The sequence below is a fragment of the Mucilaginibacter sp. SMC90 genome (assembly GCF_022811725.1).
Classification (GTDB): domain Bacteria; phylum Bacteroidota; class Bacteroidia; order Sphingobacteriales; family Sphingobacteriaceae; genus Mucilaginibacter.
In genome coordinates this window covers 7,196,972-7,214,486 of the sequence record NZ_CP094527.1, presented here as the reverse complement: position 1 = coordinate 7,214,486, position 17,515 = coordinate 7,196,972, and the positions used below count along the sequence as shown (strand labels likewise).

Sequence of the window (17,515 nt, the reverse complement as noted above, 5' to 3'; positions counted from 1 at the left end):
CGCACAGCCCTCCACACCTTAAACTGCTCTATTGTCTTTTTATGGGCTATAATTCTCTCTCGATAGGGGATTTTGAAAATATTCTTTTTATTCCCCTTCATCCTCCGCAACAATCCCTAAAATCTCATCGGCCTGCTTAAAATTGCTTTTTACAAAATGGCACCAGTCGCATTCTTTTTTACCGCAGCCGGTACTGAAATTATGGGCCATGATCTGCTCGTATGTATCTTTGATCTGTCCGGTTACTATTTCCACATCTTCGGGTGTTATCACAAATTTTTCGCGATAATATTCACCGTCGCTTATGGGCTCAACGAAATCAAAAATAGTGCTGATCACCTGCCAGTCGGTGGTGCGGTCATGATCTATCAGTATTTTATAAAAAACGGCCTGCCTCCAATAGTCACCTCCGTTTGGCGCATCGTTGGTTGGGCGCAATAGTTTGTCCTTTGCGTTTTTAGGCTTACCAGTTTTGTAATCAACAACAGTGGCTTGCTTGCCATCAAATTCAATCTTATCCAGGTTCCCTTTAATAGGCACGCCAACTACTTCAATATTTTTAATTGACCGTTCGGTTACCGCTATTTTATTCCAGTGCGGCACATTTTGTTCGTAATAGGGCGGCAAAATCTTTTCGCCATAGGCCGAACGCAGCTTAAATTCATCCTTGGTGAACGAATCGCGGTTGCGGGCCATATACCACTTAAATTCGCGCATGAAGTTTTCTGTGCTTAAAAACTCATTGTCGTTATCCTTAAGTTGCCTGTATGTTTTGTTAAGCGCCCAGTGCACGGCCTGCCCAAAAGTGGCCGAAGGGCTTTTGCCTGCCGGTACGCGGATAAGGCATTGAAAATAAAACCGCAGCGGGCAATCAAGGTAATTGCTTAGGTGGGTTACCGATAGTGTGTAGTTTTGTAGCAACTGGTTAATATAATTTTTATCAAGCAGTTCAACTTTAGGTTTATCAGTTTCGCTGAACTGTGTAGCCTGAAAATCTATCATGGCATCAGCATCTACCTTAGGATATTGCACTTCCAAATGAGTGCTTGCCAATATCTCACCTACAAACTGGCTTGCTTCCTGATCTTTATCTTTTTTATCCTTGCCTGCATAAGATATCATGAGGTGCTGTTTAGCGCGGGTTACCGCCACGTAAAACAAACGACGGGCTTCCTCTTTTTGCGCGATATCATCTGATGTTGACTGAGTGAGCGTATCCGGATAACTGAAACCACTGTTGCGGCCTTTGCTATCCCATGTACGTTTATCGCAACCTATAAAAAACACATATTCAAACTCAAGGCCTTTGGAACCGTGAGCAGTAAGGAAGTTAACACCATTTTCCGAAAAAATGCTTTGGTTCAGCTCCATACGGATCAGGTGTTTCTTCATCATCTCAATGGTCTGGATCAAATCATTCAGGCTGATGTCGGGCCTTTTGCGGCTTTCATCCTTCAGGAAATCAAAAAAGCTGGTGAGCATTTGCATGTAGCTACCCTTATCCTGCTGTTGCATGATGTATTTCAGGATCCCCATTTTAGCAATAACGCTTTGAAAAAGCTGTTGCAGCGTAACGCTTACAGCCTCCTTTAACAGGTAATCAATATTGTTGACAAGGTAACGCATCTCCTGCTGCTGATCGGGCTTAAAAAGATCGGGTTGCGCAGGTGGCTTCATCTCGCTCACATATCGGCGAATGGATGTTTTAGGCTGATTGTAGGCCAGCGTACCAAAGTTTTCTTTAAATACAGCCACGCTTGCTTTGGCAATTTCAATAGGAGGGATGCTGAAGAAATCATAATGCATGATCTCGAATAATAGCTCATCGCCACTGTATGGCGAATCGAGTTCCATGGCGAGGTAACGTAATATATTGATGATCTTTTCGCCAAAGGGCTGGGTGAGTATATCTATTTTACGTTTGGTGTTTACCTGGATCTTTTGCACATCCAGAAACTTGATCATTTCCTCAACCTGGTTATGGTTACGATAAATAACAGCTATCTCGCCGGGCGGCACTCCTTCGGCCACCAGCTTTTTGATCATCAGGGATACGTCAACTAATTCCTTATCCGGATTTTCATATTCGCGGATCACGGGCTCAATCAACAAATTGTTAAAGCGGGGGTGCGATGATTTTAAAGCTTTATCTAATTTAAGCTGGCTGGTCAATCGCTCAAAATTATTATCGATCAGCGCTTTTGAAATATCAAGGATCTGCTGGCTGGAGCGATAATTGTGTTTTAAAACCACCGTGTGCAGCGTGTCTACATAATCGTTGGCAAAATCAAGGATGTTTTTCATGTTCGCTCCCTGAAATTTAAAGATGGATTGGTCATCATCGCCAACCACGAAAACGTTCGGCGTATCCCAATAATTAAGCAGGAAGCGCAGCAGCTCGTTTTGTGAGCCACTGGTATCCTGAAACTCATCCACCAAAATGTATTGATAGCGCTCCTGGTAACGACGCAATATCTCTTCGTTATCGCGGAAAGCCCGCAGTACCCAAATGATCATGTCATCATAATCATATCGGCCGCGACTTTTCATCTTTTCGGTATAATTCTGATATTCACCAACAGCCGCCAGCAGTTTCTTCATTACATCATGCGCGGCATCAATATCTTTTTGTTTAGGGTCGCCAACTTTGATGCCCGCTTTGGCATTGGCCCGCTTATAAATAAATTCCTCGCGGTTGGGCAGGTCTTCAAGATACTCGTTTACCGCCTGCTCAATCATATCGGCATCCCAGTTTTCCCGTTTCATGGTACTGAACAGGCTTTTGAGGCGGGGCACGTCATAATAAATATCGCCGGTAAAGCGCTTCAGCAGGTGGTCGTTTGGAAACTCATCAACCAGCTCGCGAAAAAGCATGGCCGATTCAAGGTCAGACAGTGACTCCAAATTCAGCTTGCCGAAATACTCCAGGTTTTCCTGGATGATCTCATTACAAAAGGCGTGGAAAGTATATATATTAATACGGTAAGCATCCGGGCCAATAAATTCAAACAGGCGCTTGCGCATGGCTACCGCACCCGCATCGGTATAAGTTAAGCAAAGTATCTCGTTGGGCGAAGCATCGGTATCAGTCAGGATCTTGCCTATGCGGGCCGCCAGGATTTGGGTTTTACCTGTACCGGGGCCGGCTACCACAAGCACCGGGCCATCCATTTTATTAACTGCTGCCAGTTGTTCGGGATTTAACCCGGCTAAGGCTTCTTGAAACTTAGCGTTATATTTATTGAAAGTAGATTGCATAATATTTAGTAAAATTACAAAAAGCATTATACCCCATTGCTTATAATTTGCAAACGGGAAAATAAGTTTGATATTTATATCACTATTATTAAACCATGGAAATACCTTATCAAGGAAGGACAATTGTCGAGGATAATTTTGATCATATAAAGATCATTATCCCAGCAAAAAAACAACAGTTTACCATTGTATTTTCATGTGTTTGGCTATGCGGATGGCTTTTTGGCGAGGTGTCAGTACTGCGCGAGCTTGCTGGTGGTGGTGCCCAGTTATTTTTATTGATATGGGTAATTGGCTGGACATTTGGCGGTTTTATGGTTTTTAGAACATTGGCATGGCAGATTGCGGGAAAGGAGATCATTGAAGTTGGAAAAGGCACCCTTGTTATAACTAAAAAGGGTGATTGGTTCGATAAGCCCAAAACCTATGATCTTAGCGGTTGTAAAAGCTTTAGAGTCCAGGATGGTTCTATATTCGGCAATGCTAACAGATATGCTAATTTTCGTTTTTTTAATAAAGACCAAAACATAGGAACCTTTGTGTTTGACTATGGTTACAAAACTATACGTTTTGGCGAGGCTGTTGACGAGGCCGAAGCAAAATACCTGCTTGAAAAGTTGAAAAGTAAAAGGCTCCTAACCGAGAAAAATTTTGATTGAGAAGATTAATTGCTCTACAACCTCGAGTATCTAATTACAATCCCGTCCCCGTGGTGAAAAGCGGATTTATAGTTACAGGCAATTTCCCGGTAGGTTTTAAACGACCGTTTAGCACTTTAGCGGCAGACTGCTGCAGCTCCGGCGACATCTGGTAGCAAACTATCAAATTGCCTGCTTTTTCAAGCCCCGGCAAGCCAGCTATGGTATAGGCATTCGCAAACACGCTGAACGCTGTATTTTTGCGCGAAGCCAGCTCGGATATCATCAGTTTTACATCGTTGCTGTAATCAAGTTTGCTTTGCGGGCGCAGGCGGGTATCATGTATGCCCACAATAATTTGCTGATATTGTTTAAGCCAGTTCAGGATATTGGTAACTTCAAGGGCCGGCGCATCTTTATTAACTATAAATATGCGGCTGTTCGGGAAGCTTTTTGCTACTTCCATCTGAAAAACAGTTGGAGAGCTAACCCCTATGCTCACTATGGCTGTTTTCAAAAAGGGGTTAAGCTTTGCGCTATTGTTTTTTAATTGTGTTACCGCGGCATCGCTTAGTTGTTGTACTAATACTTTAGCGGCATCGCTATTAATGTCCTGGCTTATATTGGTTAAAGCGGTTGGTTTGTACTGATTAAGTCCGGCCCAATATTTGGCAACTAAGATTTTTTTAATCCTTGCTTCAAATTCTGTTGAACTAATACTGCCGTGCCTTAAAGCCTTACGTATCAGGCTGATGGCCCGGTCGGAGTTTTCAGATAGTTCAATGATATCATTACCTGCAATAAACGCCCTCACGTCGGCTTCACCATTGGGGAAGTATTTGGTAACACCTTTCATTTCCATCGCGTCTGAAATTACCAGTCCCTTAAACTTTAACGAATCTTTCAGGATACCGGTAATAATAGGGCGGGATAGTGTAGACGGAAGTTTGGGGGTATTATCTAACGAAGGGATATTCATATGGGCTATCATCACGCCGCTAACTCCGGCATTGATAGCCTCCCGAAAAGGATACATCTCTAATGAATCTAACCGTGCGCGGCTGTACGGTAGTAATGGCAAGTCAAAATGCGAATCGACATTAGTATCACCGTGGCCGGGAAAATGCTTAGCCGAAGTAAGCATACCGGCATCCTGCATACCTTTAAAGTAGGCGATTCCCTTTTTAGCCACGTTGTACATATTATCGCCAAAAGAGCGGTAATTGATAACCGGGTTGTTGGGGTTATTATTTACATCCATATCAGGCCCGAGGTTCATCTGCATGCCCAATCGCTTAAAATCATAAGCCACTTGTTGTCCCATTTTGTATATCAGGTTATTATCCTGTATGGCACCAAGTGTCATTTGGTATGGATAGGATATCGTAGAGTCAAGACGCATGCCTAATCCCCATTCGCCATCCATCGTTATAATTAAAGGTACTTTAGCCAGCTTCTGATATTTATTAATAAGAGTGGCCTGGCGTACCGGCCCTCCCTGAAAGAAGACCACACCACCTAATTGCTGCTCCTTAATTACCTGCCCAACCGAATCTTCATACATTTTTCCTTTGTTGGTATGTGCCCTCACAAATAGCAATTGTGCAATCCGCTGCTTGCGGCTCATTTTATTATACACCGAGTCAACCCAGCGGTTTTGTTTTCCCAGTAACTGGATGTAGCTTTCTTTTTGGGCAAAAGCATCGGCAGTTAAAAATGTGAAGATGATAATCAGCGGGTAAAAAATGCGGGTTTTAGAAGCTTGCATAGGTCAAATGTAGCGTTATTCTGAATTTTTGATGAAAATGATGTTACAACTATTACAAAAATCAAACCGCTAATAAACCTTTGCGTTTTTTATTAATCTATCACGTTATTAACATACATACAGGGAACAGCCGGCGGCAACCGGTAAATTAATTGGCCGAAGGTTTTTCCCGCCACTTATTTAAAACAGAGAAAGACGATGAAAAAATTACTTTTTTTGGCGATATGCCTTTTTACCGTTGGTACAGTTAGCGCGCAGGGATATTATTACGGCCCTCGCCATCGCCGCCCGCCCCGTCGGGTTGTTGAACGGTCCCAGCCACAACGCCGTTATGATGATTTTTATACCCCAAAAGTTGGTGTGGCAGTAGGTTTAAACGTTGCAAATACGGTTGATTCTTATAACAGCAATTACAGTTCGAGCTCAATTGCGGGCTGGCATGCTGGTTTAACGTTCGATTTGCCTATTATCTACCCGCTATCGTTTGCTCCCGAAGTGTTGTTTTCGCAAAAAGGATATGAGGTGAATGATAGGGACGGGAAATTTACACAGCGAACCAATTATATTGATGTGCCGTTATTGGCTAAGTTTAGGGTGGTACGTGGCTTTAACCTGTTGGTTGGTCCGCAGCTTACCTTTTTAACATCAACTAAAAACACCTACGAAAGCAGCTTGGGCACCAGTATCGATCATATCGACAATGATGCAGATCATAGCTATGTTGCCGGTGTGGTGGGTGTAAGTTTTGATATTAACCGTAATGTGGAGATCCGCGGTCGTTATAATTTCGACCTCGGCGAAAATCGCCCTTATGCCGATCAGGACCTGCCTAATTATCATAACCAGGTATGGCAAATTGGTTTAGGGTTTAAATTTCAATAGTGGTATAACTATTTTTCACGCAAAGGCGCTGAGCCGCAAAGTTTGGAAATATCTTCCCTTTGCGGCTCAGCGCTTTTGCGTGAGATTAAGCCTCAACGCTGTATAGGTATTTATAAGCTACCATTCCCTTGGCGGATGAGCCGACAAGATCCTTATTTCTTTAGGATAATAATTATTAATGCGGTTTGGCAATAATTTAGCCCAGCCAAGCGGGTGTCCTTCGTAGGTCATCAGTGTCCAGCCTTTATCTGTTGTGGTCAGGCTTATATTATCCCGGCGCAGGTATTGAATGGCCTGCTCCTTATTAAGGGGTGTTTCTAAAACAACATCCTTATTAATGATGAGGCTTAGGGCCAGCTCATGATCAGGAATCAGGTCCTTACCGGCAAGCTTGCCAATAATCACTCCTGATTTTTTAATATAAAGATGCCTTTGCAGTATATTAAGGCTTTCTTTATGTACGCGGTTAATGGCCATCCAGTCGTCGTTTACTTTAAAGTAGTAAAAATCTTCGGGGTTATTAATATATGAGCGCACCTGATCAAGTTCTTTGCCCGGCAATTTTTGCTGGGTATTGTTTTTAAATGATGCCAGATCGCCGCTATCCTCTTTTTTGCGAAGACAGGAAGCAAATAATCCTTCTCCTTTTACTTTACCCGGATAAAAACGATAACCCCAGGCTTTTTTCTCAGGCGATAGGGTTTCTACAATTCCCCAGTCATTATTAATAGGTATACGAATGCTTTCCATGCCAAACTCGGTACACAGCCAGTCAAGGATATCTTCATTTTCCTGGTGCGAATAGGAACATGTGCTGTATATAAGGTAGCCATCTTCTTTTAAGGCGGGGTAAATATCTGCCAGTATGCGTTCCTGCCGCTGGTGACAAAGGTTCACATTCCCTTCCGACCATTCGCTCATCGCATCCGGATCTTTACGAAACATGCCCGAACCGGAGCAGGGTGCATCAACCAGAATAATATCGAAAAAGCTTTTTAACCTTCCCAAATCTTTAGGGTCATTATTGGTAACAATGGTATTGGCTGTACCCCAACGGTTCAAATTATCTGTTAATATAGGTACGCGGGTTTTAATGATCTCATTTGCCACTAACAAATCGGTAGGTTGCAGGGCCGAATTAAGCAGTGTACTTTTGCCGCCGGGCGCTGCGCAAAGATCAAGTACTTTTATCTGATCCTTGTTATTTTGATGGATCGTTTTAAAAATATGATCAATAAACATCGACGATGCCTCCTGTACATAATAGCAACCAGCGTGAAAAAGCGGATCAAAAGTGAACGAAGGGCGGCTTTCCAGGTAATATCCATTGGTACACCAGGGTACATTTTGGGTGCTTTTTAAGGCTGATGGCTTAAACGGATTCACTCTTATAGAGGTTGGAGCATCCTCAAGCTGATGTGCCTTTACAAAATTCTCTTCGTCAAAACCGTTTTCTGCAGCTAATGATGCGATGAAATATGGTGGGAAATTGAGCTCATTCATATACATTTCAAATATACGCATTAGCTAAATGCCCGCACTTACCTAATTATAACAGTAACTTCATGTTTATTTAACCTTAATTTACAATGAGTTGCAGTGTATGCATCGATTAATTGAAAATATATCTTGGTTAGAAGCTAATTTTCTGTGTACATTTGCATCCGCCTCAGAAAAAGAGGCGTTGTTTTTTGAAAGTTAAGAGTGAATAAAAGAGATTTAAAAAAGTGAAATAATCACTTGTAAGATCAAGAAATAATTCACATCTTTGCGCCCCGCAAGAGGGAGAAGTAGAGAGGAAACGAGGGGCTGAAACTTTAGAAAATAAAATAAAAAAAAGTTTTGGAAAAGAGAAAAAGGTTTCTACCTTTGCAGACCCAAACGGAAGGGTGCTTTTAGAAGCGAAAAAAGTTGAGGCTAAGCGAGTTTAGCTGATAAGAATAAAGAAAAGGAAGAAAGTTTTAAACGAGTATTTCGGATCGAAAAAACGAAGGAAATGAAAGCGAGAGTGATTAGTTTTCTTAGGCTGAGGAGAGCGATTCTCAAGGCTTAATAAAAATGACAAATCAAAGCGGTGTAACAACCAAAAGATTATATAGCTGATTCGGATGATGAGGCGAGCAAGTTCTTTTAAGAAATGGAAATCATGTAGCGTAACGGGAGGCGACTGAAGGCTAAGGCTAACAGGAGCTGAAGAGTTACAATAAAAAGCGGAATCTGTAATAAGAAATAATAAAAACAGATTCTATTAATTAATAATAGGGTCAGTGATTAAAACAAAACATTTTACAATGGAGAGTTTGATCCTGGCTCAGGATGAACGCTAGCGGCAGGCCTAATACATGCAAGTCGGACGGGATCGGGGAGCTTGCTCCCTGTGAGAGTGGCGCACGGGTGCGTAACACGTATGTAACCTACCTTGATCAGGGGGATAGCCTCTCGAAAGAGAGATTAAGACCGCATAACATTATGTTGTGGCATCGCAATATAATCAAATATTTATAGGATCAAGATGGGCATGCGCAACATTAGCTAGTTGGTGTGGTAACGGCATACCAAGGCTACGATGTTTAGGGGATCTGAGAGGATGACCCCCCACACTGGTACTGAGACACGGACCAGACTCCTACGGGAGGCAGCAGTAAGGAATATTGGTCAATGGACGGAAGTCTGAACCAGCCATGCCGCGTGCAGGAAGACGGCCCTACGGGTTGTAAACTGCTTTTGTACCGGAATAAACCTTGATTCGTGAATCAAGCTGAATGTACGGTAAGAATAAGGATCGGCTAACTCCGTGCCAGCAGCCGCGGTAATACGGAGGATCCAAGCGTTATCCGGATTTATTGGGTTTAAAGGGTGCGTAGGCGGCTTTTTAAGTCAGGGGTGAAAGACGGTAGCTCAACTATCGCAGTGCCCTTGATACTGAAGAGCTTGAATGTACTTGAGGTAGGCGGAATGTGACAAGTAGCGGTGAAATGCATAGATATGTCACAGAACACCAATTGCGAAGGCAGCTTACTAAAGTATGATTGACGCTGAGGCACGAAAGCGTGGGGATCAAACAGGATTAGATACCCTGGTAGTCCACGCCCTAAACGATGAACACTCGATGTTGGCGATATACGGTCAGCGTCTAAGCGAAAGCGTTAAGTGTTCCACCTGGGGAGTACGCCCGCAAGGGTGAAACTCAAAGGAATTGACGGGGGCCCGCACAAGCGGAGGAGCATGTGGTTTAATTCGATGATACGCGAGGAACCTTACCCGGGCTTGAAAGTTAGTGAATGTGACAGAGACGTCACAGTTCTTCGGAACACGAAACTAGGTGCTGCATGGCTGTCGTCAGCTCGTGCCGTGAGGTGTTGGGTTAAGTCCCGCAACGAGCGCAACCCCTATGTTTAGTTGCCAGCATTTAAGGTGGGGACTCTAAACAGACTGCCTATGCAAATAGAGAGGAAGGAGGGGACGACGTCAAGTCATCATGGCCCTTACGTCCGGGGCTACACACGTGCTACAATGGGCAGTACAGAGGGCCGCTACCTGGCAACAGGATGCCAATCTCTTAAAGCTGTTCACAGTTCGGATCGGGGTCTGCAACTCGACCCCGTGAAGTTGGATTCGCTAGTAATCGCGTATCAGCAATGACGCGGTGAATACGTTCCCGGGCCTTGTACACACCGCCCGTCAAGCCATGGAAGCTGGAAGTGCCTGAAGTGCGTAACCGCAAGGAGCGTCCTAGGGTAAAGTCGGTAACTGGGGCTAAGTCGTAACAAGGTAGCCGTACCGGAAGGTGTGGCTGGAATACCTCCTTTCTGGAGCAGTTTCCGCGAAGTAGCTTGGAACTGTTACCTACATGATATTTCTTAAATTTAGTTAAATGGTTGATTAAGTTAAGTGGTGAGTAGTTGAAAAGCGAAGATCACAAAGCGAGAGCAATCATATACTAATAACACACAAACAAAAGGAAAACCCAGAAGATGAAGCCATCAAGTTGTGCGAACAACTGAGAGGCGGGATTGTAAGAGATTACGATTTGCGATTTGAAGAATAAAAAAATCTAAAATCGAAAATCCGAAATCCGAAATAACACAGTCCTGTAGCTCAGCTTGGTTAGAGCACTACACTGATAATGTAGGGGTCAGCAGTTCAAATCTGCTCGGGACTACACAGGGTTCATTAGTTCAATGGTTCATTAGTGGATTGGTAAAGCACCAATAAACGAATGAACGAATGAACAAATGAACGAGCCCATCTAACGGGGGATTAGCTCAGCTGGCTAGAGCACCTGCCTTGCACGCAGGGGGTCAACGGTTCGAATCCGTTATTCTCCACATTGAACCGGAAGTCATTAAGTCATCAGGTCATTGAGTCATTGAAAAATGACATAATGACTTAATGAAAGAATGACGGAGGATCAAAACGTTCTTTGACATATTGGAAGAAGTAATTGAAAACAAGAGAAAACAACAGATAGAGACGTTGTATCTTGAACAAAAGCTTCAAAGGTAAATAAGTAGCAATACTAATGAACCAATGAACTAATGAACAAATACGACTAATCTAAAATAAAGACATACCTTGCGGCGCAAAAGGCGCAAGAGTAGAAGAAAGTAAGAAAGGGTACACGGGGAATGCCTTGGCTCTCAGAGGCGAAGAAGGACGTGATAAGCTGCGATAAGTACCGGGGATCTGCAAATAGGACTTGATCCGGTAATTTCCGAATGGGGAAACCTAATTATCTGAAGGATAATTGCATAAATGCGCTAACCTGCCGAACTGAAACATCTAAGTAAGCAGAGGAAGAGAAAACAATAGTGATTTCCAGAGTAGTGGCGAGCGAAATGGAAGAAGCCCAAACCTATATTGTTACGGCAATATGGGGGTTGTAGGACCACAACATGAATATTAAACAGAACCGGAACAGGATGGGAAGCCTGGCCATAGAGCATGAGAGCTGCGTACGGGTAATGAATAGTAGGATAGTGGTATCCTGAGTACCGCGAGGTCGGAGACGCCTTGTGGGAATTTGCCGGCACCATCCGGTAAGGCTAAATACTCCTGAGAGACCGATAGTGAACCAGTACCGTGAGGGAAAGGTGAAAAGAACCCCGAACAGGGGAGTGAAATAGAACCTGAAACCGTGTACTTACAAGCGGTCGGAGCAGAGCAATCTGTGACGGCGTGCCTTTTGCATAATGAGCCTACGAGTTACTCTTCCCTGGCAAGGTTAAGTGTTTAAGACACGGATCCGAAGCGAAAGCGAGTCTGAAAAGGGCGTATAGTCAGGGGAGGTAGACGCGAAACCTTGTGATCTACCCATGGGCAGGTTGAAGGTGCCGTAACAGGTACTGGAGGACCGAACCGATAAACGTTGAAAAGTTTCCGGATGACTTGTGGGTAGGGGTGAAAGGCTAATCAAACTGGGAAATAGCTCGTACTCCCCGAAATGTTTTTAGGAACAGCCTGGCGGTTGAGTTATAAAGAGGTAGAGCTACTAATTGGGTGCGGGGGAGTCAAATCCTACCAAATCCAGATAAACTCCGAATGCTTTATAATATACGCTGGAGTGAGGCTATGGGTGCTAAGGTCCATGGCCGAGAGGGAAAGAACCCAGACCATCAGCTAAGGTCCCTAAATTATTGCTAAGTTGAACTAACGAGGTCCGATTGCACAGACAGCTAGGATGTTGGCTTGGAAGCAGCCATTCATTTAAAGAGTGCGTAACAGCTCACTAGTCGAGCGATCGGGCATGGATAATAAACGGGCATCAAGCAGTATACCGAAGCTATGGATTCATATTAATATGACTGGTAGGGGAGCATTCTATTTGCCGGCGAAGCAGGAAGGTAACTGACTGTGGAGGAAATAGAAAAGCAAATGTAGGCATAAGTAACGATAAGGCGGGAGAGAAACCCGCCCACCGAAAGACTAAGGTTTCCTGATCAACGCTAATCGGATCAGGGTTAGTCGGGGCCTAAGGTGAAGCCGAATGGCGTAGCCGATGGACAACTGGTTAATATTCCAGTACTTTTTATTACTGCGATGCGGTGACGGAGTAGTGACACTGACGCGAACTGACGGAATAGTTCGTTAAAGGCCGTAGGTATATAGTTTGTAGTTAAGTACGCAGACTATGCTGAAAGCTGATAGTACACCGAATCTTCGGACAAGGTGATAGTTCAGGTAATCAGACTTCCAAGAAAACCCGCTAAGCTTCAGGTAATAAAAACCCGTACCGTAAACCGACACAGGTAGTCGAGGAGAGAATCCTAAGGTGCTCGAGTGAATCATGGCTAAGGAACTCGGCAAAATGGCCCTGTAACTTCGGGAGAAGGGGCGCTGGCAGCAATGTCAGCCGCAGTGAAAAGGCCCAGGCGACTGTTTAACAAAAACACATGGCTATGCAAAATCGAAAGATGACGTATATGGCCTGACACCTGCCCGGTGCTGGAAGGTTAAGAGGGGATGTTAGTCGCAAGGCGAAGCATTGAATTGAAGCCCCAGTAAACGGCGGCCGTAACTATAACGGTCCTAAGGTAGCGAAATTCCTTGTCGGGTAAGTTCCGACCTGCACGAATGGTGTAACGATCTGGGCGCTGTCTCAGCCATGAGCTCGGTGAAATTGTGGTATCGGTGAAGACGCCGGTTACCCGCAACGGGACGGAAAGACCCCATGCACCTTCACTATAGCTTAACATTGATATCGGATACAGGATGTGTAGGATAGGTGGGAGACTGTGATGTGGCTTCGCCAGGAGTCATTTAGTCAACGTTGAAATACCACCCTTTCTGTATCTGGTGTCTAACTCTTCAAAGAGGAGAACATTGTTTGGCGGGTAGTTTGACTGGGGTGGTCGCCTCCAAAAAGGTAACGGAGGCTTTCAAAGGTAAGCTCAGTACGCTTGGTAACCGTACGCGGAGTGCAATAGCAAAAGCTTGCTTGACAGTGAGACAGACAAGTCGAGCTGGGTCGAAAGACGGATATAGTGATCCGGTGGTTCTGCATGGAAGGGCCATCGCTCAAAGGATAAAAGGTACGCTGGGGATAACAGGCTGATCTCCCCCAAGAGCTCATATCGACGGGGAGGTTTGGCACCTCGATGTCGGCTCGTCACATCCTGGGGCTGGAGAAGGTCCCAAGGGTTGAGCTGTTCGCTCATTAAAGTGGCACGCGAGCTGGGTTCAGAACGTCGCGAGACAGTTCGGTCCCTATCTGTTGTGGGCGTAGGAAGTTTGAGTGGGGCTGACCTTAGTACGAGAGGACCGGGTTGGACTAACCTCTGGTGAATCTGTTATGCCGCCAGGTGTACTGCAGAGTAGCTACGTTGGGAATAGATAAGCGCTGAAAGCATCTAAGTGCGAAACTAGCCACAAGATGAGACTTCCATTGAGGGTCGTAGGAGACTACTACGTTGATAGGTTACAGGTATAAAGGTGGTGACATCATAGCCGAGTAATACTAATTGCCCGAAGCTTTCTTCGTGACGGATTAAGGTGAGTGGTTGATTAAGTGAGTAGTTGCAAAACTGCAAACGAAGCCAATCACTCATCCGAAACAAAACAAACAGATAAACAACAAATGCTGTTGTTTTCTCTTAAATTCAAGTACTTCTTTCAATAATATGTCATGTTAATGGGGGTGAATAGTTGATTAGGTTTATTAGGTGAGTAGTTGAAAAGCTGTACACCATGCAAGAACCACTCACCACTCACCCAATCAACCACTAACTTAAAGAAATTCAGGTGCCTATATCGGCGGTGTCTACCTCTTCCCATTCCGAACAGAGAAGTCAAGCCCGCCAGAGCCGATGGTACTGCGGTAAAACGTGGGAGAGTAGGTCGGTGCCACCCTTTATCACCTTTAATGGTGCAACAAATGCAAAAGCCTTAGCTAATACCTAAGGCTTTTTGCGTTTAATGGCTTTTTTCTCCTGCCTGCATATCAACCGGAAACCATTCTTTGTTCTCCATACACTACAAACCATCTGTCATGAAGGACCTTCTGCGTCGTGCAGAACAGCTATACAGAGCGAAGATGATCCTTAGTTCCTCAGGATGATATTAGGGTAATGCTATTTAATATATTAGTTGTTAAGATATTATAAACAACTAACTACTCACCGCTTACAATCAACCGCTCACTTATTTTTATTTGTGCATGTAATTTTGCTACCTTAGCTTATATACCTAAACGTATGCTTAGCGCAGAACACGCCACACTTTGGCAAAAGATCCTCGATTTTCAGTTGGATGACGCTGAAGCTGCTTTTAAATTTTCAGAACGCCTCGCACGCGAAAATGGATGGAACCTCCATTATACCCTCCGGGTGATTTCCGAATATAAGAAGTTCATTTTTCTTTGTTGTATATCTGATAAGGGCGTTACCCCATCTGATGCTGTCGACCAGGCCTGGCACTTGCATTTAACTTTTACCCGTTCGTATTGGATAGATCTTTGCCGTGACACGCTGGGTCGGGAGTTACATCACAATCCAACAAAAGGAGGAGCGGATGAAGCTATTAAATACGATGAGTTTTATACCGATACAAATTATTTATACCATCAGTTTTTTGATGAGTTGCCACCTGCTGATATATGGCCGGAAAATACTAAGCGTTTTACAGATATCGATTTTGAAAGGGTTAACAAAAGGCGTAATTGGATAATCAGTAAACCCAGAACTAATAAAGTGTTATCGTTATTATTGTTTGGGACTTTTGTTCCACTTATAATAGCATTAAAAGGAGGAGATGGTGCCCTGTTTAGTTTATGTCTTTTAGCCTTTTTTGTGGTGCTATTGATAACTGTTTTTAAGTGGGAGAGTGGGGAAAGCACTTATAGTGTTGGCGATGATAGTAACGGCTGCGGTGCTACTGATTTCAACGTAAATGATGGTAATGATTCAGGCCATCATAGCCATTCTGGTCATGGATGTCATAGCGGTGGTGACAGTGGTTGTAGCAGTCATGGCGGGTGCTCGGGGTGTTCGTCATCCGGATGTGGTAGCGGGCATTGACGACTGAAGCTACCAGCTTAAAGCCTCAAATATTTCGGCACTAAGCAGCCCGCTTCCCCCGCCAAAATGCTGAACTATTTTAATCTCTGGTTTTTGAGTATAGAAATGTTTCTTCAATTTATTTTCCGATCTTTCATCAACTCCGCCTCCCATCAAAACCACTTTAAAGTCTTGTGTAGTGAACGCCGCAATGGCTTCCTCATCGCTGAGGCAGCCTGTTGCGTTCCAGTCAGGATTATTATTTACCAGTCTCACTACCGTGGCCAATATTTCGGGGTGCCGGCCAATTACCAGTATTTGCGTCTTTTCCATGATCTTAAAATTTCATTGGTACATCAATCAATAAAAACTCGGCATCGGTACCTGCTTCAATCGTGAACCTATCAGTATCCCAAATTCCTAAAGCATCATGACTGCTTAATGTTTCGCCGTTGATGATAACTTCGCCGCTTAAAACAAACGCGTAAACGCCGTTACCTTCTTTTTTAATGGTATATTCAGTACTTATCCCCTTATCAAATTTGCCCAGATGAAACCATGCATCCTGGTGGATCCATACGCCGGCATCATCAGGGTTTGGCGATAATACCTGTTGCAGTTTATTATGACGGTCTTCAAGATTTAGTGAGATCTGATCATAGCGTGGTTCAACATTTCGTTTATTGGGGTAAATCCAGATCTGTAGAAATTTCACTTCGCTGGTGCGGTCGAAGTTGTATTCGCTGTGGAAAATTCCTGTACCTGCACTCATGGCCTGGATATCGCCGTTTTTAATTACAGCAACATTATTCATACTATCCTTATGCTCCAGGTCACCTTCCAGCGGAATGGAAATGATCTCCATATTATCATGCGGGTGTTTACCAAAACCCATTCCCGGATCAACCGTATCATCGTTCAATACCCTTAAAGCGCCGAAGTTCATGCGTTGAGGATTATAATAACCAGCAAAACTAAATGATTGAAAACTGTGCAGCCATCCGTGGTCTGCATGCCCGCGGGTGTTAGCTTTATGTAAAATGGTTTGTGCCATGGTGTGCTTCCTTTAAATTGTGTTACAAAGTTAAAGGGGCATTGTCCGGACGCACTTGATGTAGGTTAAGAAAAATTGGAAAGTAGTTGATTGGGAGAGTGGTGAGTGGTTGAAAAATTGGAGAGTAGTTGATTAAGTGGGTGGAGAGCATCAATATCGTTGCAATTTAACTACTCACCACTCACTCAATCAACCATTCACCTATCTCTTCCTTACCATCTCGCTCTTCATCCGGCTAAAAAACTCAGGGGTTACGCCTATGTACGAGGCAATTTGTTTTTGAGGCAGATGATCGATCAGGGTGGGGTAACGTTTACAAAAGTTATTATAACGTTCTTCTGCGGTAAGGCTTAAGCTATCAATCAATCTTTGCTGGCTTGCTACCAAAGAGTTCTCGGTCAGGATCCTGAAAAAATGCTCAAACTTGGGGATTTCGGTATAAAGTTTTTCCTGGTTTGCTTTGGAGAGTAGCAGTACATCGGTGTCTTCCAATGCTTCGATATTTTGTATCCCCGGTTTTTGCGAAATAAGGCTGTACATATCAGCTATCCACCAATCGGCAGGGGCAAAGCTGAGCACATGTTCGATGCCGCTTTTGTCAACCGTATAGCCTCGCAAACAACCGGTTGTTACAAAGGCTGAGTATTTGCATATCTCGCCATAGGTGAGTAAAAATTGCTTGCGTTTTATTTTTTTGGGTTGCAGATAGGCAGTGAAAATTTCCTGCTCTTCGCGGGTTAAGTGGATGTGTTTTTCAAGATTGTTAAGTATCAGATCAAGCGGCATATACAAAAATGTGTTTTATTTAGCTTATTTACCGAAGAATGGACAATTAATCTATCCTGTTTTTTACAGGTTAGGGCATTTATTTAATAAATTTTAAATTAGCTTTATCAACCGTCAAATAAGCCATGCCAAAATA

Annotated in this window: 9 protein-coding genes, 2 tRNA genes and 3 rRNA genes; 8 read left to right on the top strand and 6 right to left on the bottom strand. The window is 43.8% G+C overall.

The features are described 5' to 3' along the window. Positions 1 to 87: 87 nt before the first annotated feature. Complete coding sequence (locus MTO98_RS30035) at positions 88 to 3,258, bottom strand: ATP-dependent DNA helicase (protein ID WP_243482811.1); 3,171 nt, start codon at positions 3,256 to 3,258, stop codon at positions 88 to 90. Positions 3,259 to 3,353: 95 nt separating this feature from the next. On the opposite strand from MTO98_RS30035, the gene MTO98_RS30030 reads away from it, so the two are divergent. Further along, positions 3,354 to 3,917 (top strand): hypothetical protein, encoded by a 564-nt coding sequence (locus MTO98_RS30030; RefSeq protein ID WP_243482810.1) that lies wholly within the window; start codon positions 3,354 to 3,356, stop codon positions 3,915 to 3,917. 34 nt (positions 3,918 to 3,951) lie between these two features. Here MTO98_RS30030 and MTO98_RS30025 read toward each other — a convergent pair whose 3' ends face one another. Beyond that, positions 3,952 to 5,664, bottom strand: coding sequence for a glycoside hydrolase family 3 protein (locus MTO98_RS30025; protein ID WP_243482807.1), 1,713 nt, complete (start codon positions 5,662 to 5,664; stop codon positions 3,952 to 3,954). A gap of 198 nt (positions 5,665 to 5,862) precedes the next feature. On the opposite strand from MTO98_RS30025, the gene MTO98_RS30020 reads away from it, so the two are divergent. Then, the gene (locus tag MTO98_RS30020) at positions 5,863 to 6,546 is read left to right on the top strand and encodes a porin family protein (RefSeq protein WP_243482805.1); all 684 of its coding nucleotides are present in this window, start codon (positions 5,863 to 5,865) and stop codon (positions 6,544 to 6,546) included. A gap of 117 nt (positions 6,547 to 6,663) precedes the next feature. Here MTO98_RS30020 and MTO98_RS30015 read toward each other — a convergent pair whose 3' ends face one another. Next, positions 6,664 to 8,070 carry an RNA methyltransferase gene (locus tag MTO98_RS30015; RefSeq protein ID WP_243482803.1) on the bottom strand — a complete coding sequence of 469 codons (1,407 nt, stop codon included), beginning with the start codon at positions 8,068 to 8,070 and terminating at the stop codon, positions 6,664 to 6,666. Between the two features lie 764 nt (positions 8,071 to 8,834). Between MTO98_RS30015 and MTO98_RS30010 the strand changes: the two genes are divergently transcribed. The 6 genes from MTO98_RS30010 (at position 8,835) to MTO98_RS29985 (ending at position 15,560) form a co-directional block, all read left to right on the top strand. After that, positions 8,835 to 10,355, top strand: a 16S ribosomal RNA gene (locus tag MTO98_RS30010). Between the two features lie 278 nt (positions 10,356 to 10,633). Next, positions 10,634 to 10,708 (top strand) — tRNA-Ile (locus tag MTO98_RS30005). A gap of 92 nt (positions 10,709 to 10,800) precedes the next feature. Next, positions 10,801 to 10,874: transfer RNA gene (locus tag MTO98_RS30000), tRNA-Ala, on the top strand. 272 nt (positions 10,875 to 11,146) lie between these two features. After that, positions 11,147 to 14,026 (top strand): 23S ribosomal RNA (locus MTO98_RS29995). Positions 14,027 to 14,282: 256 nt separating this feature from the next. Beyond that, positions 14,283 to 14,394, top strand: a 5S ribosomal RNA gene (gene rrf / locus MTO98_RS29990). The 16S, 23S and 5S rRNA genes sit together here with 2 tRNA genes alongside, the layout of an rRNA operon. A gap of 344 nt (positions 14,395 to 14,738) precedes the next feature. Further along, entirely contained in the window at positions 14,739 to 15,560 is an 822-nt protein-coding gene (locus tag MTO98_RS29985; RefSeq protein WP_243482802.1) for a hypothetical protein, read from the top strand. A gap of 9 nt (positions 15,561 to 15,569) precedes the next feature. On the opposite strand, the gene MTO98_RS29980 is transcribed toward MTO98_RS29985, so the two are convergent. The 3 genes from MTO98_RS29980 to MTO98_RS29970 form a co-directional block, all read right to left on the bottom strand. Continuing rightward, complete coding sequence (locus tag MTO98_RS29980) at positions 15,570 to 15,872, bottom strand: hypothetical protein (protein WP_243482800.1); 303 nt, start codon at positions 15,870 to 15,872, stop codon at positions 15,570 to 15,572. Between the two features lie 4 nt (positions 15,873 to 15,876). Continuing rightward, the gene (locus MTO98_RS29975; RefSeq protein ID WP_243482798.1) at positions 15,877 to 16,593 is read right to left on the bottom strand and encodes a pirin family protein; all 717 of its coding nucleotides are present in this window, start codon (positions 16,591 to 16,593) and stop codon (positions 15,877 to 15,879) included. A gap of 201 nt (positions 16,594 to 16,794) precedes the next feature. Next, complete coding sequence (locus tag MTO98_RS29970; protein ID WP_243482796.1) at positions 16,795 to 17,379, bottom strand: Crp/Fnr family transcriptional regulator; 585 nt, start codon at positions 17,377 to 17,379, stop codon at positions 16,795 to 16,797. Positions 17,380 to 17,515 lie beyond the last annotated feature (136 nt).